The 26777-nt window shown below is 69.0% G+C and carries 24 protein-coding genes; 13 read left to right on the top strand and 11 right to left on the bottom strand.

All coding sequences use genetic code 11. The features are described 5' to 3' along the window. The first annotated feature begins 282 nt into the window (after positions 1-282). Both BUF17_RS01260 and BUF17_RS01255 read left to right on the top strand, forming a co-directional pair. Positions 283-1989, top strand: coding sequence for a type I secretion system permease/ATPase (locus tag BUF17_RS01260; protein WP_073625393.1), 1707 nt, complete (start codon positions 283-285; stop codon positions 1987-1989). Next, a complete protein-coding gene (locus tag BUF17_RS01255; RefSeq protein WP_084563758.1) occupies positions 1986-3686 on the top strand; it encodes an HlyD family type I secretion periplasmic adaptor subunit in 1701 nt (566 codons plus the stop codon). Before BUF17_RS01260 ends, BUF17_RS01255 begins: the two co-directional genes overlap by 4 nt. Before the next feature lie 91 nt (positions 3687-3777). On the opposite strand, the gene argC is transcribed toward BUF17_RS01255, so the two are convergent. Both argC and speB read right to left on the bottom strand, forming a co-directional pair. Beyond that, positions 3778-4830, bottom strand: a complete 1053-nt coding sequence (gene argC / locus BUF17_RS01250) for an N-acetyl-gamma-glutamyl-phosphate reductase (protein WP_073625392.1) — start codon at positions 4828-4830, stop codon at positions 3778-3780. A 183-nt stretch (positions 4831-5013) separates the two neighbouring features. Continuing rightward, the gene (gene speB / locus BUF17_RS01245; protein WP_073625391.1) at positions 5014-5967 is read right to left on the bottom strand and encodes an agmatinase; all 954 of its coding nucleotides are present in this window, start codon (positions 5965-5967) and stop codon (positions 5014-5016) included. A gap of 271 nt (positions 5968-6238) precedes the next feature. On the opposite strand from speB, the gene BUF17_RS01240 reads away from it, so the two are divergent. Further along, positions 6239-7630, top strand: a complete 1392-nt coding sequence (locus tag BUF17_RS01240; protein WP_073625390.1) for an ethanolamine ammonia-lyase subunit EutB — start codon at positions 6239-6241, stop codon at positions 7628-7630. 8 nt (positions 7631-7638) lie between these two features. Further along, positions 7639-8478, top strand: a complete 840-nt coding sequence (eutC, locus tag BUF17_RS01235) for an ethanolamine ammonia-lyase subunit EutC (protein ID WP_084563756.1) — start codon at positions 7639-7641, stop codon at positions 8476-8478. Between the two features lie 13 nt (positions 8479-8491). Here eutC and BUF17_RS01230 read toward each other — a convergent pair whose 3' ends face one another. Then, positions 8492-9490: a hypothetical protein gene (locus BUF17_RS01230; RefSeq protein ID WP_073625389.1), complete on the bottom strand. Its 999-nt coding sequence runs from the start codon at positions 9488-9490 to the stop codon at positions 8492-8494. Between the two features lie 429 nt (positions 9491-9919). On the opposite strand from BUF17_RS01230, the gene fumC reads away from it, so the two are divergent. The 3 genes from fumC (at position 9920) to BUF17_RS21985 (ending at position 12917) form a co-directional block, all read left to right on the top strand. Next, positions 9920-11335 (top strand): class II fumarate hydratase, encoded by a 1416-nt coding sequence (fumC, locus tag BUF17_RS01225; protein WP_073625388.1) that lies wholly within the window; start codon positions 9920-9922, stop codon positions 11333-11335. Positions 11336-11491: 156 nt separating this feature from the next. Beyond that, positions 11492-12358, top strand: coding sequence for an aldo/keto reductase (locus BUF17_RS01220; RefSeq protein WP_139282364.1), 867 nt, complete (start codon positions 11492-11494; stop codon positions 12356-12358). Positions 12359-12371: 13 nt separating this feature from the next. Next, positions 12372-12917: a hypothetical protein gene (locus tag BUF17_RS21985; RefSeq protein WP_084563754.1), complete on the top strand. Its 546-nt coding sequence runs from the start codon at positions 12372-12374 to the stop codon at positions 12915-12917. Positions 12918-12967: 50 nt separating this feature from the next. Here BUF17_RS21985 and BUF17_RS01210 read toward each other — a convergent pair whose 3' ends face one another. The 6 genes from BUF17_RS01210 to BUF17_RS01185 all read right to left on the bottom strand — a co-directional run bounded on the left by BUF17_RS01210 (position 12968) and on the right by BUF17_RS01185 (position 17639). Beyond that, positions 12968-13666, bottom strand: a complete 699-nt coding sequence (locus BUF17_RS01210; protein ID WP_073625387.1) for a MerR family transcriptional regulator — start codon at positions 13664-13666, stop codon at positions 12968-12970. Between the two features lie 179 nt (positions 13667-13845). Beyond that, positions 13846-14154, bottom strand: a complete 309-nt coding sequence (locus BUF17_RS01205) for an integration host factor subunit alpha (protein WP_073625386.1) — start codon at positions 14152-14154, stop codon at positions 13846-13848. Between the two features lie 182 nt (positions 14155-14336). Further along, positions 14337-15314 (bottom strand): beta-ketoacyl-ACP synthase III, encoded by a 978-nt coding sequence (locus tag BUF17_RS01200; RefSeq protein ID WP_073625385.1) that lies wholly within the window; start codon positions 15312-15314, stop codon positions 14337-14339. Then, on the bottom strand, positions 15311-16390 hold the full coding sequence (plsX, locus tag BUF17_RS01195) for a phosphate acyltransferase PlsX (RefSeq protein ID WP_073625384.1): 1080 nt from the start codon (positions 16388-16390) through the stop codon (positions 15311-15313). Before plsX ends, BUF17_RS01200 begins: the two co-directional genes overlap by 4 nt. A gap of 143 nt (positions 16391-16533) precedes the next feature. Further along, positions 16534-17094 (bottom strand): YceD family protein, encoded by a 561-nt coding sequence (locus tag BUF17_RS01190; protein WP_073625383.1) that lies wholly within the window; start codon positions 17092-17094, stop codon positions 16534-16536. Further along, positions 17091-17639, bottom strand: a complete 549-nt coding sequence (locus tag BUF17_RS01185) for a ubiquinol-cytochrome C chaperone family protein (RefSeq protein WP_244530726.1) — start codon at positions 17637-17639, stop codon at positions 17091-17093. The genes BUF17_RS01190 and BUF17_RS01185 overlap by 4 nt, the downstream gene beginning before the upstream one ends. A gap of 592 nt (positions 17640-18231) precedes the next feature. Between BUF17_RS01185 and BUF17_RS01180 the strand changes: the two genes are divergently transcribed. Then, positions 18232-18669 (top strand): outer membrane protein assembly factor BamE, encoded by a 438-nt coding sequence (locus tag BUF17_RS01180; RefSeq protein ID WP_073625958.1) that lies wholly within the window; start codon positions 18232-18234, stop codon positions 18667-18669. A gap of 110 nt (positions 18670-18779) precedes the next feature. Here the strand turns inward: BUF17_RS01180 and BUF17_RS01175 are convergent, their stop codons facing one another. Then, positions 18780-20900, bottom strand: coding sequence for a sodium-translocating pyrophosphatase (locus tag BUF17_RS01175; protein WP_073625381.1), 2121 nt, complete (start codon positions 20898-20900; stop codon positions 18780-18782). A 469-nt stretch (positions 20901-21369) separates the two neighbouring features. On the opposite strand from BUF17_RS01175, the gene glyA reads away from it, so the two are divergent. The 4 genes from glyA to BUF17_RS01155 all read left to right on the top strand — a co-directional run bounded on the left by glyA (position 21370) and on the right by BUF17_RS01155 (position 25128). After that, complete coding sequence (glyA, locus tag BUF17_RS01170; RefSeq protein WP_073625380.1) at positions 21370-22677, top strand: serine hydroxymethyltransferase; 1308 nt, start codon at positions 21370-21372, stop codon at positions 22675-22677. A 10-nt stretch (positions 22678-22687) separates the two neighbouring features. Continuing rightward, positions 22688-23149, top strand: coding sequence for a transcriptional regulator NrdR (gene nrdR, locus BUF17_RS01165; RefSeq protein ID WP_073625379.1), 462 nt, complete (start codon positions 22688-22690; stop codon positions 23147-23149). A gap of 237 nt (positions 23150-23386) precedes the next feature. Beyond that, entirely contained in the window at positions 23387-24514 is a 1128-nt protein-coding gene (gene ribD, locus BUF17_RS01160; protein WP_073625378.1) for a bifunctional diaminohydroxyphosphoribosylaminopyrimidine deaminase/5-amino-6-(5-phosphoribosylamino)uracil reductase RibD, read from the top strand. Next, positions 24514-25128, top strand: coding sequence for a riboflavin synthase (locus BUF17_RS01155; protein ID WP_073625377.1), 615 nt, complete (start codon positions 24514-24516; stop codon positions 25126-25128). Before ribD ends, BUF17_RS01155 begins: the two co-directional genes overlap by 1 nt. 262 nt (positions 25129-25390) lie before the next feature. On the opposite strand, the gene BUF17_RS01150 is transcribed toward BUF17_RS01155, so the two are convergent. Continuing rightward, the gene (locus BUF17_RS01150) at positions 25391-25996 is read right to left on the bottom strand and encodes a hypothetical protein (protein WP_073625376.1); all 606 of its coding nucleotides are present in this window, start codon (positions 25994-25996) and stop codon (positions 25391-25393) included. Positions 25997-26321: 325 nt separating this feature from the next. On the opposite strand from BUF17_RS01150, the gene ribH reads away from it, so the two are divergent. After that, positions 26322-26777 (top strand): 6,7-dimethyl-8-ribityllumazine synthase, encoded by a 456-nt coding sequence (ribH, locus tag BUF17_RS01145; RefSeq protein WP_073625375.1) that lies wholly within the window; start codon positions 26322-26324, stop codon positions 26775-26777.

Here is a 26777-nt window from a genome sequence, read left to right as displayed (position 1 = left end):
CGGGGACCGCAAATCGACGAGCCGGCCGATCCGGTCGACGAACGGCGGTTCAAAACCGCGCCGATTCCGCCCACCTTCTGGCCGCGAGGCAACGCCGGACGAACGGCGCGAAACCGTCGGCCATGATGCGGGACGGCGGGGCGGATCATGCGAACGACGGTTGATACGAACACGGAGGCGGCCATGCGGGGGCCCGACCAATCGAGAGCCGGCAGGGCGCCGTCGGGGGCAGCGCCCCGGGGCGGTGGCGCCGCGGCGAACGCGGCCGGCGATGGAGGCTCTGTGCTGGCGGCGCTCGCGCGCAGCCGCCGGGGCTTCTGGGGCGTGGCGCTGTTCAGCGGCGTCGCCAACGTGCTGATGCTCACCGGCCCCCTGTTCATGCTCCAGGTCTACGACCGCGTGCTGTCGAGCCGCTCGATGCCGACGCTTGCCGCCATCGGCCTGCTGGCGACCGCGCTCTATCTCGCCTATGCCCTGATCGACTTCGCCCGTGGACGGGTGCTGTCGCGGGTGGCGGACGGGCTGGAAGACGATCTCGCGCCGGTGGCGTTCCGCATGGAGATCGCCGATTCCTTCTCCGGCACGCGCACTGCGGCGGACGGCAAGCCGCTGGCCGATCTCGGCACCGTGCGCCGGTTCCTTGCGGGACCCGCGCCGCTGGCGATGTTCGACATTCCCTGGGTGCCGCTCTATCTCGGCGTGCTCGCGATGCTGCACTGGTCGCTCGGTCTCGTCGGCGTCGTCGGCGCGCTGGTGGTGATCGTGCTCGCGATCCTGACCGACAAGCTGACCTCGCGGCCCATGCTGACGGCCGCCCGTCATGGCGGCGCGGCGGTGGCGGTGCTGGACGGTGCCCGCCGGTCCGCCGAGGCGATCACCGCGCTCGGCATGGTGCCGTCGGTGGTGAACCTGTGGGGTTCGGAGCGGCGGGCCGCCATCGAGGCCGAGCGCGCCTCGGGCGATGCGGGCGCGCGCATCGCCTCCGCCTCGCGCGCCTTCCGCCTGTTCCTGCAATCGGCGGCCCTCGCCCTCGGCGCCGTGCTCGTCATCAAGCACGAGGCGACCGGCGGCGTGATGATCGCCTCCTCGATCACGCTCGGCCGCGCCCTCGCCCCGATCGACCAGATCGTGGCGCAGTGGAAGGCCGTGGCCGCGGCGCGCAACGCCTGGCGTCGGCTCGATGCGCGCCTCAGCCAGAACGCGGCCGAACCGCCCCGCGTCACCCTGCCGAAGCCGCAGGGCCACCTCTCGCTCGCCGGCGTCGTCGCCGCGCCGCCGGGGGTCTCCAGGCCGGTGCTGCAGGGCATCAACTTCTCGCTCGCCCCCGGCGACGGGCTCGGCATCCTCGGCCCCAGCGCCTCGGGCAAGTCCACCCTCGCCCGGCTGATGGTCGGCCTGTGGCGGCCGCTCGCCGGCACCGTGCGGCTCGACGGCGCCACCCTCGACCAGTGGAACCCGGACCTGCTCGGCCGCCATATCGGCTACCTGCCGCAGGACGTGGAGCTGATCGGCGGCACGGTGCGCGACTGCATCTCCCGCCACGCACCGGACGCGACCGATGCCAAGGTGATCGAGGCGGCCCAGGCGGCCGGCGCCCACGACCTGATCCTGCGCCTGCCGAACGGCTACATGACGCGGCTCGGCCTCGGCGGCGCCGCACTTTCGGGCGGACAGCGCCAGCGCATCGCCCTCGCCCGCGCGCTCTACGACAATCCGCCTCTGATCGTGCTCGACGAACCCAACGCCAACCTCGACCAGGACGGCGACGCCGCGCTGACCGAGGCGATCCAGAAGGCCCGCCAGCGCGGCTCGGCGGTGGTCGTGATCACCCACCGGCCGAGCGCCATCGCGGCCGTTGACCGGGTGCTGATCGTGAAGGACGGGCGGCAGGTCGCCTGCGGCCCTAAGGAGACCGTGATGCGCGACATGATGCAGAGCAACGCAACGCCGCCGAAGCCCGGCGTCCATGCCCTGGAGCAACGCGCATGAGCGGCCCGCAGAACGACGCCACGAAGGACGACGCCACGAAGGGAACCCGACCGGCGCCGGAGGCGGCGAACGCAGGCGCCGCGGCCTCGACGGAAGCCACCCGCGACGCCGCCGCGACCTCGGCGGATGAGGCGGGCGTGGACCGCGAAGCCAGCAGCGACAGCGCCACACAGAGCCCCGTGCGCGGCTTCGCGGCGGTCATCGCCGCGACCCGGCGCGGCTCGGCCTCCGCCCGCGGCCTCGTCGCGCATTTCGGCCCGCGCCTGCCGCAGCGTGGAGGCAGCGGAGGCCGCGAGCCGGCGCTCTATGACGGGCCGCTGCGCTTCGGCCTCTGGGTCTGCGCCATCGTGGTGTTCGGGTTCGGCGGCTGGTCGGCGTTCGCCTCCATCAGCGGCGCGGTGGTCGCCGCCGGAGTGGTGGCGACCGAGGGCCAGAGCCGGGCGGTGCAGCATCTCGACGGCGGCATCATCGACGAGATCCTCGTCAAGGACGGCCAGGCGGTGGAAGCCGGCGACGTGCTGGTGCGGCTCGACGCCACCGACCTGCGCACCCAGCTCGCGATCATCGAGAACCGGCTCTACGAGGCGCTGGCCCGCAAGGCCCGGCTCGAAGCCGAGCGCGACGACGCGCCGAAGATGATGCGGCCGGCGATGCTCGACGCCATGGTGGCGAGCGACCGGCGCTGGAAGAGCCTGATGGCGACCGCCGGCAGCGATCCGAAGCTCGCCTCCGCGCTGACGAGCCACGCCCGCAGCGACGTGCCGGCCGACGCCACGCTGGAGACCGGCGCCGAGATCGCCGACCGCGTGTTCTCCGGTCAGGTGCGGCTGTTCGAGGCGCGGCGCGACACGCTGAAGGCGCAGGTCGACCGGCTGGAGGCCTCGATCGCCCAGAGCCAGGAGCAGATCAAGGGCATCTCGTCCCAGCGCGCCTCGCAGGAGCGCCAGCGCGACCTGATCCTGAAGGAACTCGAGGGTTCCCGCGCACTCTACGAGAAGGGGCTGATGCCGCTGCCCCGCGTGCTCGCGCTGGAGCGCCAGGAGGCGGAACTCGAAGGCAACATCGCCGGCCACGGCTCCGAGATCGCGGCGGTGGAGCAGTCCATCGGCGAACTTCAGCTCCAGATTCTCGAGCTGAAGCGCGATGCCCGCGAGAAGCAGCTGACGGAATTGCGCGAGGCGGAATCGAACGTGCAGGACCTGACCGAGCAGCGCGTCGCCGCCATCGACAAGCTCGACCGCATCGACATCCGCGCCCCGGTCAGCGGCACGGTCAACAACCTCGCCTTCCACACCATCGGCGGCGTGGTGAAGCCGGCGGACGTGGTGATGAACATCGTGCCGGACAAGGAGGCGATGATCGTTGAGGCGCGCGTCGAGCCCACCTTCGTCGACCAGCTCCATGCCGGGCAGGCCGCGCGCATCCGCCTCTCGGCGTTCGACCAGCGCACCACGCCGGAGATTGACGGCGCGCTTCTGACGATCTCGGCCGACCGCCTGACCGATCCGGTCAACGGCCAGCCCTATTACGCGGTGAAGGTCTCGATCCCCGAGAGCGAACTCGCCCGGCTCGACGGCAAGCGGCTAATGCCGGGCATGCCGGCGGAGGTGTTCGTGGTGTCCGCCGACCGCACGCCGCTCAGCTACCTGACGAAGCCGCTGACGGACCAGCTCGCCCGCTCGATGCGCGAGGAATGACCGGGCGGACGGCGAAAAGGGTCGCGGCGCCGGTTCGGGGAGAACCGGCGCCGCGCGCCCGGATCAGGAAAGCAAGGTCAGGAGGCGACGATCAGGGGAACAGCGCGACCTGATCGATGCCGGTGCCTTCGGCGAGACCGCAGACCACGTTCATGTTCTGGATCGCCTGCCCGGACGCGCCCTTGACGAGGTTGTCGAGCGTGGAGATCACGATGGCGCGGCCGGGGATCCGGTCCGGCACCACGCCGATCTGGACGTGGTTCGAGCCCTTGACGTGGCGCGACTGCGGCACCTGCCCGAGCGGCAGCACCGTGACGAACGGCTCGGCCTTGTAGCGCTCGGCGAGGATGGTGTGCAGGTCCGCCGCATCGTGGCCCGGCGTCGTGCGCACATAGATCGTGGCGTAGATGCCGCGGATCATCGGCGTAAGGTGGGGCGTGAAGGTCGGCTTCACCGGCCGGCCGGCGGCGAGGCTGTATTCCTGATCGAGCTCGGCCGTGTGGCGATGGTTGGCGACGCCATAGGCGTGCAGACCCTCGGCGACCTCGGAGAACAGCATCGCCTCCTTCGCCGCCCGGCCCGCGCCGGACATGCCGGTCTTGGCGTCGACCACGATCTCGTCGGGATCGATCGCGCCGGCCGTGAGCAGCGGCAGCACCGGCAGCAGCGAGCAGGTGGTGAAGCAGCCGGGATTGGCGACGAGCCGCGCCCTCGAAATGGCCGCGCGGTGGATCTCGGTGAGCCCGTAGACCGCTTCGGCCTGAAGCTCCAGCGCCTGGTGGGCGTGGCCGTACCACGTCTCGTAGGCGGCGGGATCGGCGAGCCGGAAATCGGCCGAGAGGTCGATCACCTTGAGGTCCGGCTTGGCGGCGATGACGCCCTTCAGCACCACCTGCGTGGTGGCGTGGGGCAGCGCGCAGAACACCACGTCGACGAGGCCGAGATCGATCTCGTCGATCTTCACGAGCCGCGGCAGCGCGAAGGGGGCGAACTGGGGGAAAACGTCCGCCATCGTCTTGCCGGCCTTGGAATCGGCGGACAGGGCGACGATCTCCACCGCCGGATGGCGCAGGAGCATCCGGACGAGTTCGGAGCCGGTATAGCCGGAGGCGCCGAGAACGGCGACGTTGAGTTTCTTGGACATGGATCTGATCCCGTGGATCGGGGCCTTGAAGCGCTCCGCGCCGGCGGGGCCTCCGATACCGGATTGGCCTCCGCAGCGAACGCGGGCGTGACGACTATGCGGTCATGACGGCACGAAGCCGAGACGGCACAAAACCGAGACGGTATGGGCGCCGCGCGAAACGGCGCGGCTTGCGGCGTCCTTTCAGACGCCCGCGCGTCGTCGTTCCGCAACCAGTCCCAGAACCATCGTCGCCACCGTAGCGCCCGCGATCGCCGTGATGTCGGCGTGGTCGTAGGCGGGCGCGACTTCGACCACGTCGCTGCCGACGATGTCGAGCGCGCCGAGACCGCGCAGCGTCATCATCGCCTCGCGGCTGGTGAGGCCGCCCGCGACCGGCGTGCCCGTGCCGGGCGCGAACGCCGGATCGAGGCAGTCGATGTCGAACGTCAGGTAGGTCTTGGCGGTGCCCACCCGCGAGGTGATGCACTCGACGAGACCGGCGACGCCCAGTGTCTCCACCTCGTGGCCCCACACGATCTCGATGCCGCAATCCTGCGGCGCATGGGTACGGATGCCGACCTGGATGGAATGCTCGACATCGATCAGCCCTTCCTTCACCGCCCGGGCGACGAAGCTGCCGTGATCGATGCGGTTGCCGTCGTCGTCCCACGTGTCCTGATGGGCGTCGAACTGCACCAGCGCCAGCGGGCCGTGCCGGGCGACATGGGCCTGCAGCAGCGGCCAGGTGACGAAATGATCGCCGCCGAGGGTGTAGAGGAACGCGCCGGATGCGAGGATCTTCTCCGCCTCGGCGCGCACGGTCGCGGCCATCTCCATCGGGAAACCGGGATCGAAGGCGCAATCGCCCCAGTCGATCACCGCGAGTTCCTCGAACATGTCGAAGCCGAACGGATATTGCGGATCGCCCGACGGAATCGCCGAGGCGCGCCGGATCGCCTGCGGGCCGAACCGCGCGCCGGGCCGGTTGGTCACCGAGGCGTCGAACGGAATGCCCCACACCACGGCATCGATGCCGGTGAGGTCGCGCGAATAGCGCCGCCGCATGAAGGACAGTGCGCCAGCAAAGGTCGATTCTTCCGACGCCTTCCTGATCGGACCGAGAAAGGCATTGTCGGTCGGGCGAGCGGGCGACATCGAAACCCTCCAGGGCCGGGCCGGACGGCCGGGCGGCGAGAACACAAAAGCGGCGCGACGAGGCGGACGAACGGACGCGGCACACCGGTCCGCCGCCTGTTTAGCAAGGCCGGCGCGCCGGGTCACGCGGCGAATAGAGATCGGAAAGGTGACAATCCGACGACAGCCGCGGCGGGCGCCCGCGAATGTCCACCCGCAAGGCAGCGGCAAGGCAGCGTTTGCATAAAAATCATCCTTGCTGCGGACGGAGGCAGCCCATACGCTCGCGGTCATGGGCAAGTACAGCGTGCTGCTCGGCGGGCAGCGACACAGCTTTTCGGACCTCAAGACCGTGCTGGCGTGCGCATCGCCCCAGCGCTCGGGGGATTCGCTTGCCGGCCTCGCGGCCGAGAGCAACGAACAGCGCGTCGCCGCGCGCTACGTGCTGGCCGACATCCCGCTCAAGACCTTCCTGAACGAGGCCATCGTTCCCTACGAGGACGACGAGGTCACCCGGCTCATCGTCGACAGCCACGACGCGGAGGCGTTCGGACCTGTGAGCCACATGACGGTCGGCCAGTTCCGCGACTGGCTGCTGTCCTACGACGCCACCACGGAACGGCTGATCCGCCTCGCCCCCGGCCTCACGCCGGAGATGGTCGCGGCCGTCTCCAAGATCATGCGCAACCACGACCTGATCGCGGTCGCGGCCAAGTGCCGGGTGGTGACGGCGTTCCGCTCGACCATCGGCCTTCCCGGCCGCCTCGCCAGCCGGCTGCAGCCGAACCACCCGACGGACGACCCGGCGGGCATCGCCGGCTCCACGCTGGACGGCCTGATGTTCGGCATGGGCGACGCCGTGATCGGCATCAATCCGGCGACCGACAACGTGCAGGCCTGCGTCACCCTGATCGACATGCTGGACCGGCTGCGCCAGCGGTTCGACATCCCGACCCAGTCGTGCGTGCTGTCCCACGTCACCACCTCGATCGCGGCGATCGAGCGCGGCGCGCCGCTCGACCTCGTGTTCCAGTCGATCGCCGGCACGGAAGCGGCGAACCGGGGCTTCGGCATCGATCTCGCGGTGCTCGCGGAGGCGCAGGAGGCCGCGCTGTCGCTGAAGCGCGGCACCGTCGGCGACAACGTGATGTATTTCGAAACCGGACAGGGCGCGGCGCTCTCGGCCGGCGCCCATCGCGGCGTCGACCAGCAGACGGTGGAGACCCGCGCCTACGCGGTCGCCCGCGCGTTCAAGCCGCTTCTGGTCAACACCGTCGTCGGCTTCATCGGGCCAGAATATCTCTACGATTCCAAGCAGATCATCCGCGCGGGCCTCGAAGACCACTTCTGCGCCAAGCTGCTCGGCGTGCCGATGGGCGTCGATGTCTGCTACACCAACCACGCCGAGGCCGATCAGGACGACATGGACACGCTGATGTTCCTGCTCGTCTCCGCCGGCACCAACTTCCTCATCACCGTTCCGGGCTCCGACGACGTGATGCTCAACTACCAGAGCCTCGCCTACCACGACGTCGTCAGCCTGCGGCACCTGTTCAACAAGCCGCCCGCGCCGGAGTTCGAGGCGTGGCTCGGCCGCATGGGAATGCTCGACGAAGCCGGCCACCTGCCGCCGCCGGATGCCGCCGCTCCCGCCGCGCGGCGCTTCCTCGAATACCAGGATTGAGCACGCACATGACCGGCGAGAGCGATCCGACCGACGTGCCCGTTCCGGCCGCGCACATCGCCGAGCCGGCAAGCGACGGCACCGCGAGAACCGGCTCTTATCCGGCTAACGATCCCTGGTCACGGTTCCGCTCCGCCACCCGCGCGCGCATCGGCCTGCCGCGCACGGGCGACAGCCTCGCCACCCGCGATGTGCTGGAATTGCAGCTTGCCCACGCCCGCGCCCGCGACGCCGTCCACGGCCGGGTCGATTTCGACGCCATCGCCGCCGCCCTCGCCCCGCTGCCGACGCTCAGGGTGCATTCCGCCGCGCCCGAGCGCGTGACCTATCTCAGCCGCCCCGATCTCGGCCGGAAGCTCTCGGCCGAAAGCGCTGGGGCGCTGGAGCGGGGGGACTGGGACGTGGTGTTCATCGTGGCCGACGGCCTGTCCGCCGCCGCGGTCGAGAAGAACGCAGTGCCGACGGTGAAGGCCGCGATGCGGCGGCTCGGCGACCTTTCCATCGCCCCCGTGGTGCTGGCGGAACAATCCCGCGTCGCGCTCGGCGACGATATCGGCGAGCGGATCGGCGCGCGTCTGGCCGTCATCATCGTCGGGGAACGGCCCGGCCTCAGCGTGCCCGACAGCCTCGGCGCCTATCTCACCTTCGGTCCGAAGGTCGGACGGCTCGATTCGGAACGCAACTGCATTTCCAACATCCACCCGGACGGTCTGTCCTACGAGGCCGCCGCCGACAAGATCGCGTGGCTCGCCCGCGAGGCGCTGCGCCTTGGCCTCACCGGCGTCGACCTGAAGGAAGACGCCGAGGCGCTGGCTGGCCCGTCCGGCACGCCGCTGCCGTCGGCGTGACCGCGCCGCTGCATCATCTGCCCGGCTTCGCCTTCAGCCACGGCGACTCCGCGCTCCAGAAGATGACGTCGGCACCGAGATAGCCCGAGGCGAAATCGACGAACTCTTCCCGGGTGAAGCGCTTGCCGGTCTTCGGATTGCGGTAGGTCAGCGTCGGTTCCTGCACGGCCATCGCGACGAGATCGAGCTTGCCCTTGTAGCGGTTGAAGAACGGATAGGCGTTCTTCATCTGCCCCTTGCGGTAGGGAATGACGTCCGGACCGCCGAGCCCGATGCCGTTGCCGGCGGCGAAGGCGAACATGCGGCCCATATAATCGTGGTCGTTGTCCCACTCGCATGGCCAGAAATTGACGTACTGCACCACATGCGACCGTGTGAACGCCGCGCGGGCGGCCTTCAGGTTCTCCATCTCGCCGGCAAAGTAGCCCTCGCAGGTGAAGCCGCTCTTGTCGTGCTTCATGTCGATGTCGGCGGATGTCTCCGGCAGGTTGATGCCATACACGCGGCCGTCGAACGCCGCCGCCAGCGCCTTCAGAAGCGCCTGGTAGCGCTCGCGCACGGCCGGGTTCCACTGCATCGCCACCCACCCGCTCGCGGGTGCCAGCCCCTCGCCCGGATTGTCGCTCTGGGGCGCAAGCCCGCCGCCATAAGCGGGATCGGTCAGGAGATAATCCGGCACGTTGCGGGCGTCCGGCGAGAAGAAGCGATCCTGGATCTGGATGAAGAGCTTCTTGCCGAGCGCGTCCGTCACCGCGAGATCGTCGCGGATGGCGGAGAAGTCGTAGCGGCCCTTCTCGGGCTCGAGCGCCTTCCAGTTATAGACCACCTGGACGCCGCCGATGTCCGGCCGTTCCAGCACGCCGCGCAACGCCTCCACCTCTCCCGAGCCGGTATAGAGGAAGTTCACCGGGGCTTTCTGCTCCATGGCGAGTGCCGATTGGGCGAGCGCGGGGTGGGAGAGCCCCACGACGAGCGCCGCAAGCGGCGCGTGGAACAGGCGGGTGAGGCGCATTCGATCCTCCTCGGCGGCCGCGGGAATGGCCACCGTCGCAGGGGGTCGGCCAGACGACACGGAGCATGAGATGTCATCTGCAAGTCATTGGATTCAAATAGACCTGCCTGCGAACGACTTCTGCCCGCGGACGGCCGATCTAGCCGGCCAAGGCGACGCAAATGTGTCGGCGTATGAACGTGGCCGGTGCGGGCGTCGCCTTCCGCGAGGGCTGTCGCTTTTGGGTCTGTTGCAACACGCTCGCAGATGCGGCTTTCCAACCGCGAAGAAACGGGGATAGTCTCCGCCCGTGCCGGGCTTCGCCGGCGGACCGCCGGATTTGCCGTCGCCCGCGGGCACGAGGGTGTGGTCTAACAAGGGTGAACCGCCTTTCCGTGGCCGCCTTCCGGCAGCGCCGCCCCGCATCAGGACCGAATGAGGAAGACTGAGATGACCGAATCCAAAGCCGGCTTCCGAATCGAGGAAGATGCCCTCGGGGACGTCGAGGTTCCGAGCGATCACCTGTGGGGCGCCCAGACCGAGCGCTCCGTCCATAATTTCCCGATCGGCGTCGACCGCTTCCGCTGGGGGCGCCCGGTCATCCGCGCGCTCGGCGTGCTGAAGAAGGGCGCGGCGCTGGCGAACGGCGAGCTCGGCCAGCTTTCGGCCGACAAGGTCGCGCTGATCACCGCCGCCGCCCAGGACGTGATCGACGGCAAGCTCGACCACGAATTCCCGCTGGTGGTGTTCCAGACCGGTTCCGGCACCCAGACCAACATGAACGCCAACGAGGTGATCGCCAACCGCGCGATCCAGCTCGCCGGCGGCGAGATCGGCTCCAAGAAGCCGATCCACCCCAACGACGACGTCAATCACAGCCAGTCCTCGAACGACACCTTCCCGACCGCGATGCACATCGCCGCGGTGGAAGAGATCGACAACCGCCTGCTGCCGGCGGTGCGCAAGCTGCGCAACACCTTCGGCGCCAAGGAAGAGGCGTTCCAGTCGATCGTGATGGTCGGCCGCACCCACCTGCAGGACGCGACGCCCGTCACCCTCGGGCAGGTGTTCTCCGGCTGGGTCGCCCAGCTCGACGACGCCATGGCCACCATCGAGCGCGCCCTGCCCGGCATCTGCGAACTCGCCATCGGCGGCACGGCGGTCGGCACCGGCCTCAACGCCGATCCGAAGTTCGGCGAGACCGCCGCCGCCCGCATCGCGGAGGAGACCGGCAAGCCGTTCGTCTCGGCGCCGAACAAATTCGCCGCGCTTTCCGCGCACGATGCCCTCGTCAACGCCAGCGCGGCGCTGCGCACGCTGGCCGGCGCGCTGATGAAGATCGCCAACGACATCCGCTGGTACGGCTGCGGCCCGCGCGCGGGCTTCAACGAGCTGCACCTGCCGGAGAACGAGCCGGGCTCGTCGATCATGCCGGGCAAGATCAACCCGACCCAGTGCGAGGCCATGACCATGGTGTGCGTGCAGGTGTTCGGCAACGACCATGCCGTCGCCTTCGCCGGCAGCCAGGGCAACTTCCAGCTCAACGTCTACAAGCCGGTGATGGTGCACAACGTGCTCGAATCCGCCGGCCTGCTGGCCGATGCCTGCCTCGCCTTCGACGAGCACTGCGCCGCCGGGCTGGAGCCGAACGAGAAGCGCATCAAGGAGCATCTCGAGAATTCGCTGATGCTGGTCACCGCGCTCAACCCGCATATCGGCTACGAGAAGGCGGCGAAGATCTCGCTCACCGCCTATCGCGAGGATCTGAGCCTGAAGGACGCGGCGCTGAAGCTCGGCTTCGTCACCGAGGCGGAGTTCGCCGCCTGGGTGAAGCCGGAAGACATGACCCATCCTCTGGTGAAGTAAGCCGCGCGGGCGGCCCGCGGGTTTCGCCCCGCGGGCCGCCCGCCGGATTGCCGCGGCAGCGGCATTGGTTCAAACTCCGGCCGATCCCAAGGCTGCGAGCGGCGCCCGTCCAATGCGCGCCCTGAGGCGCAGCCGGCCGCGAAGAGGACACCCGCGATGGCCGCCGAGACCCTGCCGCACCTCGCCCCGCTTCCGACCGTCGCCCTGCCGGGCGGCGAGACCGTTCCGGCCCTCGGCCAGGGAACGTGGGCGATGGCGGAAGACCCCGCGCGCCGGGCGAGCGAGATCGCGGCGCTTCAGCGCGGCATCGACCTCGGCATGACGCTGATCGACACGGCGGAGATGTATGCCAACGGCGGCGCCGAGCATCTCGTCGGCGAGGCGGTGGCCGGGCGGCGCGACGACGTGTTCATCGTCTCCAAGGTGATCCCGACCCACGCCAGCCGCCGCGGCACGGTGCTCGCCTGCGAACGCAGCCTGAAGCGGCTCAACACCGACGTGATCGACCTCTATCTGCTGCACTGGGTCGGTGGCGAGCCGGTGGAGGACACCGTCGAGGCGTTCGAGGCGCTCGTGGAGGATGGCAAGATCCGGCACTGGGGCGTCAGCAATTTCGACGTTTCGGACTGCTCGGCCCTGGTCTCGCTCGAACGCGGCGAGGCCGTCGCGACCAATCAGGTGCTCTACAATCCGGCGCGGCGCGGCATCGAGTTCGACCTCATTCCGTGGTGCCGCGAGCACGGCATACCGATGATGGCCTATTCGCCGATCGAGCAGGGCCGCATCCTGCGCCATCCCGCGCTCTCCGCCGTCGCCGCCCGGTACGGCGCCACGCCCGCGCAGGTCTCTCTCGCCTGGGTGCTGCGCCAGCCGGGCATGATCGCGATCCCCAAGGCCTCCACCCCCGCACACGTCGAGGCGAACCGCGCCGCCGCGGCCCTCAATCTCGACGCCGAGGACCTGGCCATCATCGACCGCGCCTTCCCCCCGCCGACCCGCGCGCGGGCGCTGGAGATGCTGTGAGACCGGCCGGACGATGACGCTCACCAGGACGATGGTCCCGAACGGCACAAGCGCCGGAACGCGCTCGCCGCACCGGCGCGCAGGTGCCGCAGCGATTGGCTTTGGTGCCGCGGCGCTTGGCTTTCGTGCCGCGGCGCTTGGCTTTCGTGTCGCGGCGCTTGGCTTCGCCGTGGGGATCGCGGCCTTCGCGACGACAACGCTCCCGGCCGCGGCTCAGGCCGACGGCACGGCCCAAAGCCCGGCGCCGTCGGCCCCGCAACTCTCCCGCCTCGATCAGATCGGGCCGGCGATCCTCGGATGCTGGCGGCCGCCGGCGGGGGCGGAGGGGTCTCAGGCGACGGTGATGTTCTCGCTGAACCGGTCCGGGGCGGTGATCGGCAAGCCGAAGCTGACATTCGTCAAGCTCGTGGGCGATGAGGGCACGCAGCAGCGCTTCGCGGCGTCCGTGACGCAGGCCATGGCCAACTGCACGCCGCTCGCCCTCAGCCCCGGCCTCGGCGCGGCCATCGCCGGGGAGGTGTTCACGCTGCGCTTCGTGCTCGAAAACCGCGGCGCGTAGGTGGCCGCGCCGTCCGGCATCGATCGCTCGGGCGCGGGATCAGGCGCCGTTCAGCGGGCCTGATCGAGCAGGCGCTTGCATTCCAGGAGTTCGAACAGCGTCGATTGCAGGCGGCGGACGTCCTCGCGCGTCAGACCGCCATCGCCGCCCTTGCCCTCGCCGCCGCGCAGGCGGTCGAAGAAGCGGAACGCGCCGCCGCGATGCTCGTCCTCGGAGCCGACGCGAATGTCGCGTGGGACCGGTCCGTCCACATCCATGCCAAGCAATCCCGGATCGCCGCCGACGGTCCGGCGGTCGTCGGCCGAGATCAGCGGTTCGTTCTCGTCCATGCCGTCCTCGTCGATCGCCCGCGCGGCCTGCACGGCCAGCGACGGAGCGGGGCGTTCGGTCTCGCCACCCTCGAACGGGAAGCTCGGCTCGTCGTGATCGTCCGAAGGCTCGCGCGGCACGGCGGCAAGCGCCGCCACGGCCTCCGGCCCGCCGCGCCCGATCGCGGCGACGTGGCGCACGCCATGGCCGCTCAGGATGCGCTGCACGCCCCGGATCGTATAGCCTTCGTTATAGAGCAGATGGCGGATGCCGCGCAGCAGGTCCACATCTTCCGGGCGGTAATAGCGCCGCCCTCCGGCCCGCTTCAGCGGCTTGATCTGCGTGAAGCGGGTTTCCCAGAACCGCAGCACATGCTGCGGCAGGTCGAGATCCGTCCCAACTTCGCTGATGGTGCGGAACGCTTCCGGGCTTTTCTCCACGACGACGCTCGCTTCCTGTCGTTTCCATCCTGCGCGTGTGCGACGGCCGGCATGGGTGGCCGTCCCCTTCCATCATGCGCCTTGCTGGAATCCGATCAAGACGGTTTCGAAACCGCCGTCAAGGCCTTGAAATCGCGGCTATCCTGAACCGCCCATCCGGCGCGGGGCAGCCGCGGACGTCACGATGAAGCGGAAAGCGATTCGTTGATGCGCTGCTTCAGGACGTTCGACGGCTTGAACACCATCACGCGGCGGGGCTCGATCGGAACCTCTTCGCCGGTCTTGGGGTTGCGGCCCATCCGCTGGCCCTTCGCGCGTACCACGAACGAGCCGAACGAAGACAGCTTCACCGACTCGCCCCTGGCGAGGCAGTCGGAGATTTCCCTCAGCACCATCTCCACCAGCTCGGACGATTCCGAGCGCGAAAGACCCACTTTCTGATACACGGCCTCGCAGAGGTCGGCGCGCGTAACGGTCCTTCCGGCCATGGCCTGCTGTCTCCCGATGGGTTGGTGAATCTGGACTGGCTGTCGACGAACGCGTGAGATCGGTGGCGCCGGCAACCGGAAGGCACCCAGCTCCCGGTTTTGCTCCCGGACGGTATTGCGTGGTCACCCGCCGGTCAACAGACCGGCGCACTTTGTTTCGCGACGAACGCAGCCGGAACCGCTCACCAGCGGATCAGGCTCGCGCCCCAGGTGAAGCCGCCACCCATCGCCTCGATCAGCACGAGGTCGCCGCGCTTGATTCGTCCGTCGCAGACGGCGACGTCGAGCGCGAGCGGGATCGAGGCGGCGGAGGTGTTGCCGTGGCGGTCGACCGTCACCACCACCTTTTCCGGGTCGATGCCGAGCTTCCTGGCGCTGGCGTCGATGATGCGGCGGTTGGCCTGGTGGGGCACGAACCAGTCGATGTCGTCGGCCGTGTAGCCCGTCGCCGCGAACACGTCCTCGATCACGTCCGTGACCATGCCGACGGCGTGCTTGAACACCTCGCGCCCCTCCATGCGGAGGTGGCCGACGGTGCCGGTCGTCGAGGGTCCGCCGTCGACGAAGAGCTTCGAGCGATGCCGCCCGTCCGCCCGCAGCCGGCTCGCGATGACGCCGCGCCCCGTCTTGATGTCTCCGGCCGGCTGCGCCTCCAGCACGACGGCGCCGGCGCCGTCGGCGAACAGCACGCAGGTGGTGCGGTCTTCCCAGTCGATGATGCGGGAGAACGTCTCCGCACCGATGACGAGCGCCCGGGTGGCCTGACCGGTCTGGAGCAGCGCATCCGCAGTGGTGACCGCGTAGACGAAGCCGGAGCAAACCGCCTGCAGGTCGAAGGCGAATCCGCGCTCGATGCCGAGCTCCGCCTGGATGATGACCGCGGTCGCGGGAAAGGTGCTGTCCGGCGTGGAGGTCGCGACCAGCACGAGGTCGATATCGGCGGCCGAGATACCGGCGGCGGCCATCGCCCTGCGCGCCGCGGCGATGCCGAGCGTCGAGGTGGTCTCGTCGGCGGCCGCGATCCGGCGCTCGCGAATGCCGGTACGCTGCTGAATCCATTCGTCGGAGGTATCGACCCGCAGGGCGAGGTCGTCATTGGTCACGACATTCTGCGGCAGGTAGCTGCCGCAGCCGAGTACGACTGAACGCGTCACGCTCAAGGTGCCTCCACCGCCGGCTCGGACACGGCGTGCGCCACCGGCGCCTGCTCCTCGCCCAGCCGATACGCGGCCATGTCCTGGCCGATCTTGCTCAAAAGGTCGTTCCGAACCATGTCGAAACCAAGCTCGACGGCGCTGGCGAAGCCTTCGGCATCGGTGCCGCCGTGGCTTTTGATCACCAGCCCGTTGAGGCCGAGAAACACGCCGCCGTTGGACTTGCGCGGATCGAGCTTCTCTCGCAGGGCGTCGAAAGCCGGCTTCGCCAGCAGATATCCGATGCGCGTGCGCCAGCTCCGGCCGATCGCGCTGCGCAGGAAGGAGGCCACCTGCTTGGCGGTTCCTTCGGCGGTCTTGAGCGCGATGTTGCCGGCGAAGCCTTCGGTCACCACGACATCCACCGTTCCGGCGCCGACATCGTCGCCCTCGACGAAGCCGTGATAGCGGAAGGAGGGCAGCCGGCTTTCGCGCAGAAGCCGTCCGGCGGCACGAATCTCCTCGATGCCCTTCACCTCCTCGACGCCCACATTGAGGAGGCCGACGGAGGGCACATCGACGCCGATCACCGCGCGCGCCATGGCGCCGCCGAGAATCGCGAAATCGACGAGCTGCTGGGCGTCCGCGCCGATGGTGGCACCGCAATCGAGCACGATCGATTCGCCGCGCAGGGTCGGCCAGATCGCGGCGATCGCCGGGCGCTCGACGCCGTCGAGCGTGCGCAGGCAGAACTTCGCCATCGCCATCAGCGCGCCGGTGTTGCCGGCGGAGACGGCGGCATCGGCCTCGCCGTTCTTCACGGCATCGATCGCCCGCCACATCGACGATTTCCACCGGCCCTGGCGCAGCGCCTGGCTCGGCTTGTCGTCCATCTTCACGGAGACGTCGCAGTGGATGAGTTCGCTGGCCGCCGCGACGCGCGGATGGGCATCGAGCAGCGGCTGGACGATCGCGGCGTCGCCATAGAGCTTCAGCCGCAGGGACGGGCAACGCACCAGTGCGATATCGGCACCCGGCACGACCACCTCCGCCCCTCGATCGCCTCCCATGGCGTCGAGCGATAAGGTGATTTGCTTCGGCATCGCGTTCAGGTCCCCGCTCTGTCGACGACGGGGGCCTTGCGAACTGCCCGATTGGCCGACGGCCGACGGACCATAACGATTTCGCTGCCGCAAACAACTGTCATGTCGGCATACCCGGCCGCAGCCCGATGAGTAGCACGGTATCAGCCATCGCTTTCCGCTTCGTTTCGCTTGAGGCGGGCGAGCGCCGCGAACGGCGACGGCGGCACATCCTCGCCCTCGCCTTCGGAGATTTCGTCGAAGGTCGCGCCGGGCGCGCGCGGATAGGGATCGAGCGCCAGCGACAGGTGTTCGGCGGCGAGCGCGCCGAGATCGATGGCGTCGCCCTCGATGACGTCGGGCGGGTCTTCGCCGAAGGCGTCGAGATCGAGTTCCTCGCCGGGCTTGTAGAGCGCCTCGTCCCCCGGCGGGGCGAACACCATGTCGATCTCGTCGCTCACGTCCACGGGCACGGGCGCGAGGGTCAGGATGCAGGCCTGAACGACATGGGCCTCAAGCGTGCCGTGCACCGCGATGCGGCCGCCGTGGCGGGCGCGCAGTTCGAACGCCGCCTTGAGGCGGTCGACGGAGGGCACACCGAGCAGCCGGGCGAGCGCGGACCGCTCGGCCGGCTCGGCCTCGACGGTGATGCGGGTCGGAGCGTAGCCGATCTCGCGGACCGGAATCGGCCGGGAGAACGGCAGCGCGTCGGAGGAAGAGGTCATGCCCGGGCTCCGGTGTGGAAATCGGCGGGATCGGGAAAGCGGATCGTGCCGTCCAGAATAGTCTCCGCGGCCTGCGTGTCGAGCGAGGCGGCGGCATCGAGCGCGTAGCAGGCGAGGCCATGGGCCGCCGTCAGCGCGGACTGCGACACGGTTCCGTCCGGAAAGACGTTCCGACGGATCGCTTCCTGCAGCTCGGGCAACGCGGCGGAATCGAGCGCCCCGACATAAGCGTCGAGCCGTCCGTAGAACGCCTCCGCCATCTTCTTGATGCGCTTCGGCACCGTCAGGTCGCCGACGCCCATCTCCCGCAGGGAGCGGTCCATGTCGCTCATGAACAGGTCGAACAGCGCCTGGGTCCTCTCGGCGGCTTCACCCTCGCAGCCGCGCAGCCTGCGGAATACCAGCACCGCATGGAGCACGATCATGTCGAAACGACCGTCGAGGCTGTCCGGCACGCCGAAGGCGGCATAGAACGCCGGCTGCCGTGCCTGCGCCACGATCGCCGAATAGAGGGCATAGGGTTGTCGGTCGCGGCGTTTGAACAATCGAAAGATCATGGGTGAAATGTGGGGATAGGCGGCTTCGTCGGCCAGCCGCTCAAGGTGGCAACAATCCGGATTCGCGGACGAAACGCGGATTCGCGGATGCCGGGCGGGGCACGCTTCGCGCTTCCCGGCAGGATTGCGCCCTCCGACCCGAGATCCCGGAACGGCAGGCACGGGACGGTTCCGGCCAAGGCCGGGCACACTCGGGACGGCTCCTTCCCTTCGAACGACAGTTCAAGCCGGTGCATTCCCGGCGGCGCCGTTCCGTGGCAGCTTGCTCCCGCGGCGCCGGGAACGCCGACGTTTCGCCGCCGCACCCGTTACGGCCAGATTGCACCGTGCGGCGTCCTTGTCTACACCGGGTTCGGCCGTCAGGCAGCGCGGATGCGGACGGAACCGGCGACAAGACCGTCCCATCTTATCCGCCGCGCCGCCGCGCGGCAGACGAACAGCCTGTCTGGAGGAGCCCAAGGTGTACCGTGCCAATGCCGAGCGAGCGATTGCCATGAAAAGCGCCCTTGAGACGACCGGCTCCCTCGACATGAGCCAAAGCCCCCATGGCGCGGATGCGTCGCGCGGCAGGGGCCTCGGCATGGCGGGCCTTATCGCCGCCGGCCTCGCGCTCGCGCTTCCCCTCGGCGGCTGCATCAGCGAGACCTACACCCACGGCTACGTGCTCGGCCAGGATGCCCTGTCGCAGGTGCCGATCGGCTCCAGCCGCGAGCAGGTGCTGCTGGCGCTCGGCACGCCCTCCACCACGAGCACCATCGGCAACGAGGCGTTCTATTACATCTCGCAGAAGACGCTGCGTTCGGTGGCGTTCGAGCGGCCGAAGGTGATCGACCAGCGCGTCATCGCCGTCTATTTCACCAAGGACGGCACCGTCGAGAGCATCGCCGATTACGGCCTGAAGGACGGCAAGGTGTTCGACTTCATCGCCAAGAAGACCCACACCGGCGGCGCCGATTACGGCTTCATCGGCCAGATCTTCAAGGGCGCGACGCAGGTCGGCCCGTCGCTCAACAAGTAAGGTCGTCATCGAGGAAGACGGTTTCCGCCGACAGGCCCCGGTCATCGGACCGAAGCCTGCCGGCGGGATGGATAGAGACGGGCGCCCGCTCGCGGCGGCACCCTGCCCGGTCAGTGCGCCAGCGCGGCTAGCAGCAGCAGCGCGACGATGTTGGTGATCTTGATCATCGGGTTGATGGCGGGCCCGGCGGTGTCCTTGTAGGGATCGCCGACGGTGTCGCCCGTGACGGCCGCCTTGTGGGCGTCCGATCCCTTGCCGCCGTGGTGACCGTCCTCGATATATTTCTTGGCGTTGTCCCAGGCGCCGCCGCCGGCGGTCATGGAGATCGCCACGAACAGCCCGGTGACGATGACGCCGAGCAGCATCGCCCCGAGCGCGGCGAAGGCGTTGGCCCGCCCGGCGATGGCCTCGATGACGAAATAGAACACGATCGGCGACAGCACCGGCAGCAGCGACGGCACGATCATCTCGCGGATCGCCGCCCGGGTGAGCATGTCCACCGCGCGGCCATAGTCCGGCCGGTCCGTGCCGGCCATGATGCCCGGCTTTTCCCGGAACTGCCGGCGGACCTCCTCCACCACCGCGCCGGCGGCGCGGCCGACCGCCGTCATGGCGATGCCGCCGAACAGGAACGGCAGCAGGCCGCCGAGGAACAGCCCGACGACCACGAACGGGTTCGACAGCGCGAAGTCGATCGGCCCGACGGTGGCGAAATAGGGATGCTGCGCCGCGTTGGCGGAGAAGAAGCGCAGATCCTCGGTGTAGGCGGCGAACAGCACCAGCGCGCCGAGCCCGGCCGAGCCGATGGCGTAGCCCTTGGTGATCGCCTTCGTCGTGTTGCCGACCGCGTCGAGGGCATCGGTGGAGACCCGGACGGAGGGCGGCAGATCCGCCATTTCCGCGATGCCGCCGGCATTGTCGGTGACAGGACCGAAGGCATCGAGCGCCACCACCATGCCGGCGAGCGCGAGCATGGTCGTCACCGCGATGGCGATGCCGAACAGCCCGGCGAAGGCGTTGGCGACGATGATGCCCACCACGATGACGAGTGCCGGCAGCGCGGTCGCCTCCAGCGACACCGCGAGGCCCTGGATGACGTTGGTGCCGTGGCCCGTGACGGAGGCGCTGGCGATGGAGCGCACCGGCCGGAAGCCCGTGCCGGTATAATATTCCGTGATCCAGACGATGAGCCCGGTCACGGCCAGTCCGGTGACGCCGCAGAAGAACAGCGACAGCGGCGTGAAGTGCTTGTCGCCGATGGCGAGATCGACCGACAGCCCGCCGAACACCGCCGCCGTCACCGGCAGCAGCGCGACCAGCGACAACAGCGCGGTGGCGATGAAGCCCTTGTAGAGCGCGCCCATGATCGATTGCGAGGCGCCGAGCCGCACGAAGAAGGTGCCGATGATCGACGTCACCACGCAGGCGGCGCCGATGGTGAGCGGATAGAGCATCACCCGGTAGACGAGATCGGTGCCGGCGAAATAGATCGACCCGAGCACCATGGTCGCGACGATGGTGACCGCGTAGGTCTCGAACAGGTCTGCCGCCATGCCGGCGCAGTCGCCGACATTGTCGCCCACATTGTCGGCGATGGTGGCGGGGTTGCGGGGATCGTCCTCCGGAATGCCGGCCTCGACCTTGCCGACGAGATCGCCCCCCACATCCGCGCCCTTGGTGAAGATGCCGCCGCCGAGGCGGGCGAAGATCGAGATCAGCGACGCGCCGAAGCCGAGGGCGACGAGGGCGTTCACCACCTCGCGGTCGCCCGGCGCGTGGCCGGCGACGCCCATCATCACCCCGAAATAGATCGAGACGCCGAGAAGCGCGAGGCCGGCGACGAGCATTCCGGTGACGGCGCCGGACTTGAAGGCGATGTCGAGGCCGGCTGCGAGGCTGCGGGTGGCGGCCTGGGCGGTGCGGACGTTGGCGCGCACGGAGACCAGCATGCCGATATAGCCGGCGGCCGCCGACAGCAGCGCGCCGAACGCGAACCCGATGGCGACCGACCACGACATCAGGAAGCCGAACAGAAGGAAGATGACGACGCCCACCACCGCGATGGTGGTGTACTGGCGGCTCAGATAGGCCTCCGCGCCTTCGCGGATCGCCGCGGCGATTTCCTGCATTCTTGCCGTGCCGGCGTCGGCCGCCATGACCGACCGGATCGCCCACGCACCATAGACGATGGACAACAGTCCACCGAGGACAACGAAACCAAGCGCACCCATAAGACCTCCCGAAGGGCGCAGTTCCGTCCGGCCCGAGGCCGTCGCCGCGCCTCTGCTCTTCCGCACTGTTCTTCTTGTTCTCGGCATCTCGCCGGTGTCCGGCAGAAGTCGCCGCCGGATGACGGTACGCCCGTGCCGGATTTCGTCAAGAAAACTTGTCCTTCATCGAAGATTTGCGTTCCCGGCGTTCGTCGAACCGGCCTTCGCGCGGCCTTGGGCCGCCATGCCGGAGCCACCCGGCCGCTGCCGTATGCGCTCCGAGAGGCCCCCTGCGACGACGCTTCAGGCCCGGCAAGCTTGGCGCGGTGGGCGAGGTGTGCTAATTCCGCGCGCGGTGAGAAGCGGCGTCGAAGACCTGCCATGCGGGCCTTGGCGCCGCTTCGCTCGTTTCGCTTCCGGCGATGCCGGTTTTATTTGCGATGCGCGCCGCACCACTTGCCCGAAGTCCCATTTGTTGGGGTATGCACCAATGGCCATCGTGACCGAAAAGGCCGCCCAGGCGGCCGAAGCCGATTTCTTCACCCGTTCGCTCGCCGAGTCCGATCCGGAACTGTTCGGCGCCATCGAGCACGAGCTCGGTCGCCAGCGCGAGGAAATCGAACTGATCGCTTCCGAGAACATCGTCTCCAAGGCGGTGCTCGAGGCCCAGGGTTCGGTCCTGACCAACAAATATGCCGAGGGTTATCCGGGTAAGCGCTATTACGGCGGCTGCCAGTTCGTCGACATCGCCGAATCGCTCGCGATCGAGCGCGCCTGCAAGCTGTTCGGCGCGAAGTTCGCGAACGTCCAGCCCCACTCCGGCGCCCAGGCGAATCAGACCGTGTTCCTCGCCGCGCTCCAGCCGGGCGACGCCTTCCTCGGCCTCGACCTCGCCGCCGGCGGGCATCTCACCCACGGCTCGCCGGTCAACATGTCCGGCAAGTGGTTCCGCCCGGTGCCCTATCACGTGCGCCGCGACGACGAACTGATCGATTACGAAGAGATCGCGCACCTCGCCCGCACCGAGAAGCCGAAGCTCATCATCGCCGGCGGCTCGGCCTATCCGCGCGTGATCGACTTCGCGCGCATCCGCGCCATCGCCGACGAGATCGGTGCGCTGTTCATGGTCGACATGGCCCACTTCGCCGGCCTCGTCGCCGGCGGCGTGCATCCGAACCCGATGGAGCACGCACACGTCGTCACCACCACCACCCACAAGACCCTGCGCGGCCCGCGCGGTGGCATGGTGCTGACCAACGACGAGGCGCTGGCCAAGAAGATCAACTCGGCGGTGTTCCCGGGCCTGCAGGGCGGCCCGCTGATGCACGTCATCGCCGCCAAGGCGGTGGCCTTCGGCGAGGCGCTGCAGCCCTCGTTCAAGACCTATGCCGCGAACGTCGTCACCAACGCCAAGGCACTCGCCGAAACCCTCGCCGGCCACGGCTTCCGCATCGTCTCCGGCGGCACCGACACGCACCTGATGCTGGTCGACCTGCGGCCGAAGTCGCTGACCGGCAAGGTCTCGGAGATCGCCCTCGGCCGCGCGCACCTCACCTGCAACAAGAACGGCATCCCCTACGACCCGGAGAAGCCGTTCGTGACCTCGGGCATCCGTCTCGGCACCCCGGCGGGCACCACGCGCGGCTTCGGCGAGGCGGAGTTCCGCCAGATCGGCGACATGATCGCCGAGGTGCTCGGCGCGCTGTCGCAGAAGGGCGCCGAGGAAGACTCGCTGGTCGAAGGCAAGGTGCGCAACGAGGTCGCTGCGCTCGTCGCCCGCTTCCCGCTCTACCGCTGACGGAGATCCGATGCGGTGCCCCTATTGCGGCGGTGACGACACCCAGGTGAAGGATTCGCGGCCCAGCGAGGATGGCGCCGCGATCCGTCGCCGGCGGGTGTGCGTCACCTGCGGCGGACGCTTCACGACCTTCGAGCGCGTGCAGCTGCGCGAGCTCACGGTCCTGAAGCGCTCCGGCCGCCGCGTGCCGTTCGACCGCGAGAAGCTGATGCGTTCGGTCCTGACCGCGCTGCGCAAGCGGCCGGTCGATGCCGAACGCGTCGAGCAGATGGTGTCCGGCGTGGTGCGCCGGCTCGAAAGCCTCGGCGAAAACGAGGTCACCTCCGAGCAGATCGGGCTGATGGTGATGGAAGCGCTGCGGGCGGTCGACGATGTCGCCTATGTCCGCTTCGCGTCCGTTTACCGCGACTTCCGCGAAGCGAAGGACTTCGGCGCCTTCCTTGAGGAGTTCGTTCCGCGGGGCGACGATTGACGCCCCGCCGGAATGAGGCCATGCTGGTATTGCCAGCCGACGACAATCGGGAATGACTGCGCCGGGTCCTCCAACGGGATCCGGTTATTGTTCTCGGCGGTTTTAAGCAGATTAAAAGCCTTTTAGTTTTCATGCTTTTACTCGGCGGACCCCCCGACACGTCGAGCGGCCTCGCCAGACACTCGAACGCCCCCGCCGCGGCGGAAGCGGGCGTTCCGGACGAGGGCCGACGCCGCGATGAAATCGCCTGAACTCGATCGCCGCTTCATGGCGGCGGCGCTTTCCATCGGCCGCCGCAATGCCGGCCGCACCTGGCCCAACCCCTCGGTCGGGGCGATCGTCACCCGCGACGACGGCGCCGGCCCGACCGTGATCGGCCGCGGCGTGACCGCGCCCGGCGGCCGTCCCCACGCCGAACCCCTCGCCCTTGCCGAAGCCGGGGACGCCGCCCGCGGCGCCACCGCCTACGTCACGCTGGAGCCCTGCAGCCATCAGGGCCGTACCGGCCCGTGCGCCGTCGCGCTCCGTGACGCCGGCGTCGCGCGGGTGGTGACGGCGATCGAGGACCCGAACCCGCTCGTGGCGGGCCAGGGCCACGCCATCCTGCGCGAGGCCGGCATCGAGGTCGTCACCGGCATCCTCGCCGAGGAGGCCGCGCGCGACCACGCGGGCCATATCCGGCGGGTGCGCGACGGCCGCCCGCACGTCCGGCTGAAGATGGCAATGTCGTCCGACGGCTTCGTCGGGCGCGAGGGCGCCGGCCAGATCGCGATCTCCTCGCCCGAGGCGCTCGATTACGTCCACGGCCTGCGCACCTCGACCGACGCCATCCTCGTGGGCATCGGCACCGCGTTGAGCGACGACCCGTCCCTCACCTGCCGGCTGCCCGGCCTCGTCGACCGCTCGCCGGTGCGGGTGGTGCTCGACAGCGCGGGACGTCTGCCGGTCGATTCGAAGCTCGTGCGCACCGCCGGCGACGCACCGCTGTGGATCGTGACCACCCACCGCACCGATCCGGCGCTGGTGGCGGCGTGGCAGGAAAAGGGCGTCACCGTGCTGCCGGTCGACGCGGACGACAGCGGCCGCGTCTCGCTCCCCGCCGCGCTCGCGGCGGTGTCGGCGCAGGGCATCACGTCCGTTCTCGTCGAAGGCGGGCCGCGGGTTGCAAACGCGCTGCTCGATGCCGATCTGATCGACGAAATGATCTTCGACGTCTCGCCGATGGCCATCGGGGCCGGCGGCATCCCCGCCTTCTCCGGCAAGCCGCCGGAGGCCGTGCCGGAAGACCCGCGATTCGTCCAGATCGGCGACCGGCGCCTCGGCGTCGATCGCGTCCTCCGGTTCTGGCGCAAGGAGCGCAGCTGATGTTCACGGGAATTGTCACCGATGTCGGCGAACTCGCCGAGGCGGCGGCCGACAACGTGGTCAAGCGACTGGTGGTTCTGAGCCGCTATGAGGCCGAAACCATCGACATCGGCGCCTCGATCGCCTGCGACGGCGTCTGCCTGACGGTGGTGTCCCGCGCGCCGCGCGCCGACGGCCTCACCGAGATCGCCTTCGATGCCGGTCCCGAGACGCTCGCCGTCACCACCGTCGATGGCTGGCAGCCCGGCCGCCGGATCAATCTGGAACGCGCGCTCAAGATCGGCGACGAACTCGGCGGCCACCTCGTCTCCGGGCACGTCGACGGCCTTGCGACCGTGGTCGCGCGGGAGGATATCGGCGAGACCACCCGCTTCACCTTCCGCACCGCGCCGGAACTCGCCCGCTTCGTCGCCGTGAAGGGCTCCGTCTGCCTCAACGGCACGTCGCTGACGGTGAACACGGTCGATGGCAACGATTTCTCGGTGCTGCTCATCCCGCACACTCTCGCGGTGACGAACTGGGACGAGACGGCGCCGTCGGACCGCATCAATATCGAGGTCGACCAGATGGCGCGCTACGTCGCCCGCCTTCAGGAGGCTGCGGCCGCCGCCTGACCGGCGCGCTCATCCAAAGGGCCGACTGTGAATCGAAAACCCCGCCGTGCGGCAGCACGGCGGGGTTTTCTCGTTCTCGGGCACAATGAAGCCGGTCAGGCGGCGCGATCCGGCCGGAAAGCGCCCTCGCCCGCCGGGCTGGAGCATATCCCGTTCAGATCGGATCGATCTGAACGATAAGGATATGCTCATGCTTTTGAATCTGGAGCGATTTCTTGTCGATCTGATGATTCCATCAGATCGGAAAGCGCTCTAGACGCCGTCACTTCGTGACGGAGACCGCGATCGACTGCAGGAACGTCACCTGGATGAGGTCGCCCACCTTCACCTTGGCGAGCTTCTCCTGGTGCTTCTGCTGCACGGCGCTCAGGGTATAGAGGCGGCCTTCCGGACCCTTGATGGTGGCGGTGTGGGCCTTGGCGTCGAGCCGCACGATCTCGCCAGTCACGGTGATCGCGTCCACGAGCCCGGCGCTGGGCTTCTGGCCGGGAGCGGCCTTGCCGGCGATCTGCGTCACCGAGACGCTCGGCCCGGCGCCCTTGGCCGGCTTGGCGATGTCGGCGACAAGGGCGTCGGTGCGGGTGATGGTGACGGTGTCACCGACGGCGATCTGGTTGAAGTTCTTCACCGCGTCGCCGGCCTTCACCGTGGCGAGGTTGCCGTCCGGCCCCTTCAGCGTCACCTGGCGGGTCTTGGCATCGATGGCCTCGACGGTCGCCTTCAGGGTGGTGACCTGGACGTCGGCATCGGCCGCGAGCGGCTGGGCGGCGGCCGGGAGCGCGACGAGCGCGGCGCCACCGAGCGAAGCGGCGATCAGGCCGGCGGCGGCCAGCGTGGCGAACTTCTTGGACGATTTCCGGAACATCATATCGACGTCTTTCCAAATCGAGAATTCTGGCCGCACCGGCCTGTGCATCGAACCGGTGCGCCGCCAAACCATAGACCTCGCCCTTTATCCGTCCATGTCAAAAATTGTGAATTCTTGGTAACGTCGGGTCCACATCCGCTGGCCGGATCGACTGCCGGCGCGATGCCCGGCAAACCACCGCGAGGGGCCGGCCGATGCATGGCGGCTCCTCACCCCGAGCCGGGCTCCGGGGCACGGATCGGCTGGACAAAAGGCTCCCGTCGTGGTTCGTCTCGCGCGCGGCGTCGCCGGTCACCGGACGGCGCGCCCCCGGAGGATCAGATCCATGGCCGACGATTCAGCACCTCACGTTCTCATCATCGAGGCCCGCTTCTACGACGACATCGCCGACGCGCTCGTCGAAGGGGCGATCCGTGCGCTCGACGAGGCCGGGGCGACCTACGAGCGGATCTCGGTCCCGGGCGTGCTCGAAATCCCCGCCGCGCTCTCCATGGCGCTGGTCGCGATGGAACTCGGCGACGTGGACTATGACGGCTTCGTCGCGCTCGGCTGCGTCATCCGCGGCGAGACCACCCACTACGACATCGTCGCCAACGAATCCGCCCGCGCGCTGATGACCCTCACGGTCGACGGCGCTCTCGCGCTCGGCAACGGCATTCTGACCGTCGAGAACGACGAGCAGGCCTGGGCACGTGCCCGCGTCGACCGCAAGGACAAGGGCGGCTTCGCCGCCAAGGCCGCGCTGGCCATGATCGAGCACAAGAACCGCTTCGGAGTATGA

The organism is Pseudoxanthobacter soli DSM 19599 (assembly GCF_900148505.1).
GTDB classification, from domain to species: Bacteria; Pseudomonadota; Alphaproteobacteria; order Rhizobiales; family Segnochrobactraceae; genus Pseudoxanthobacter; species Pseudoxanthobacter soli.
The sequence above is the reverse complement of the archived record's forward strand: the minus strand, read 5'-3'. Positions and strand labels throughout refer to the sequence as shown.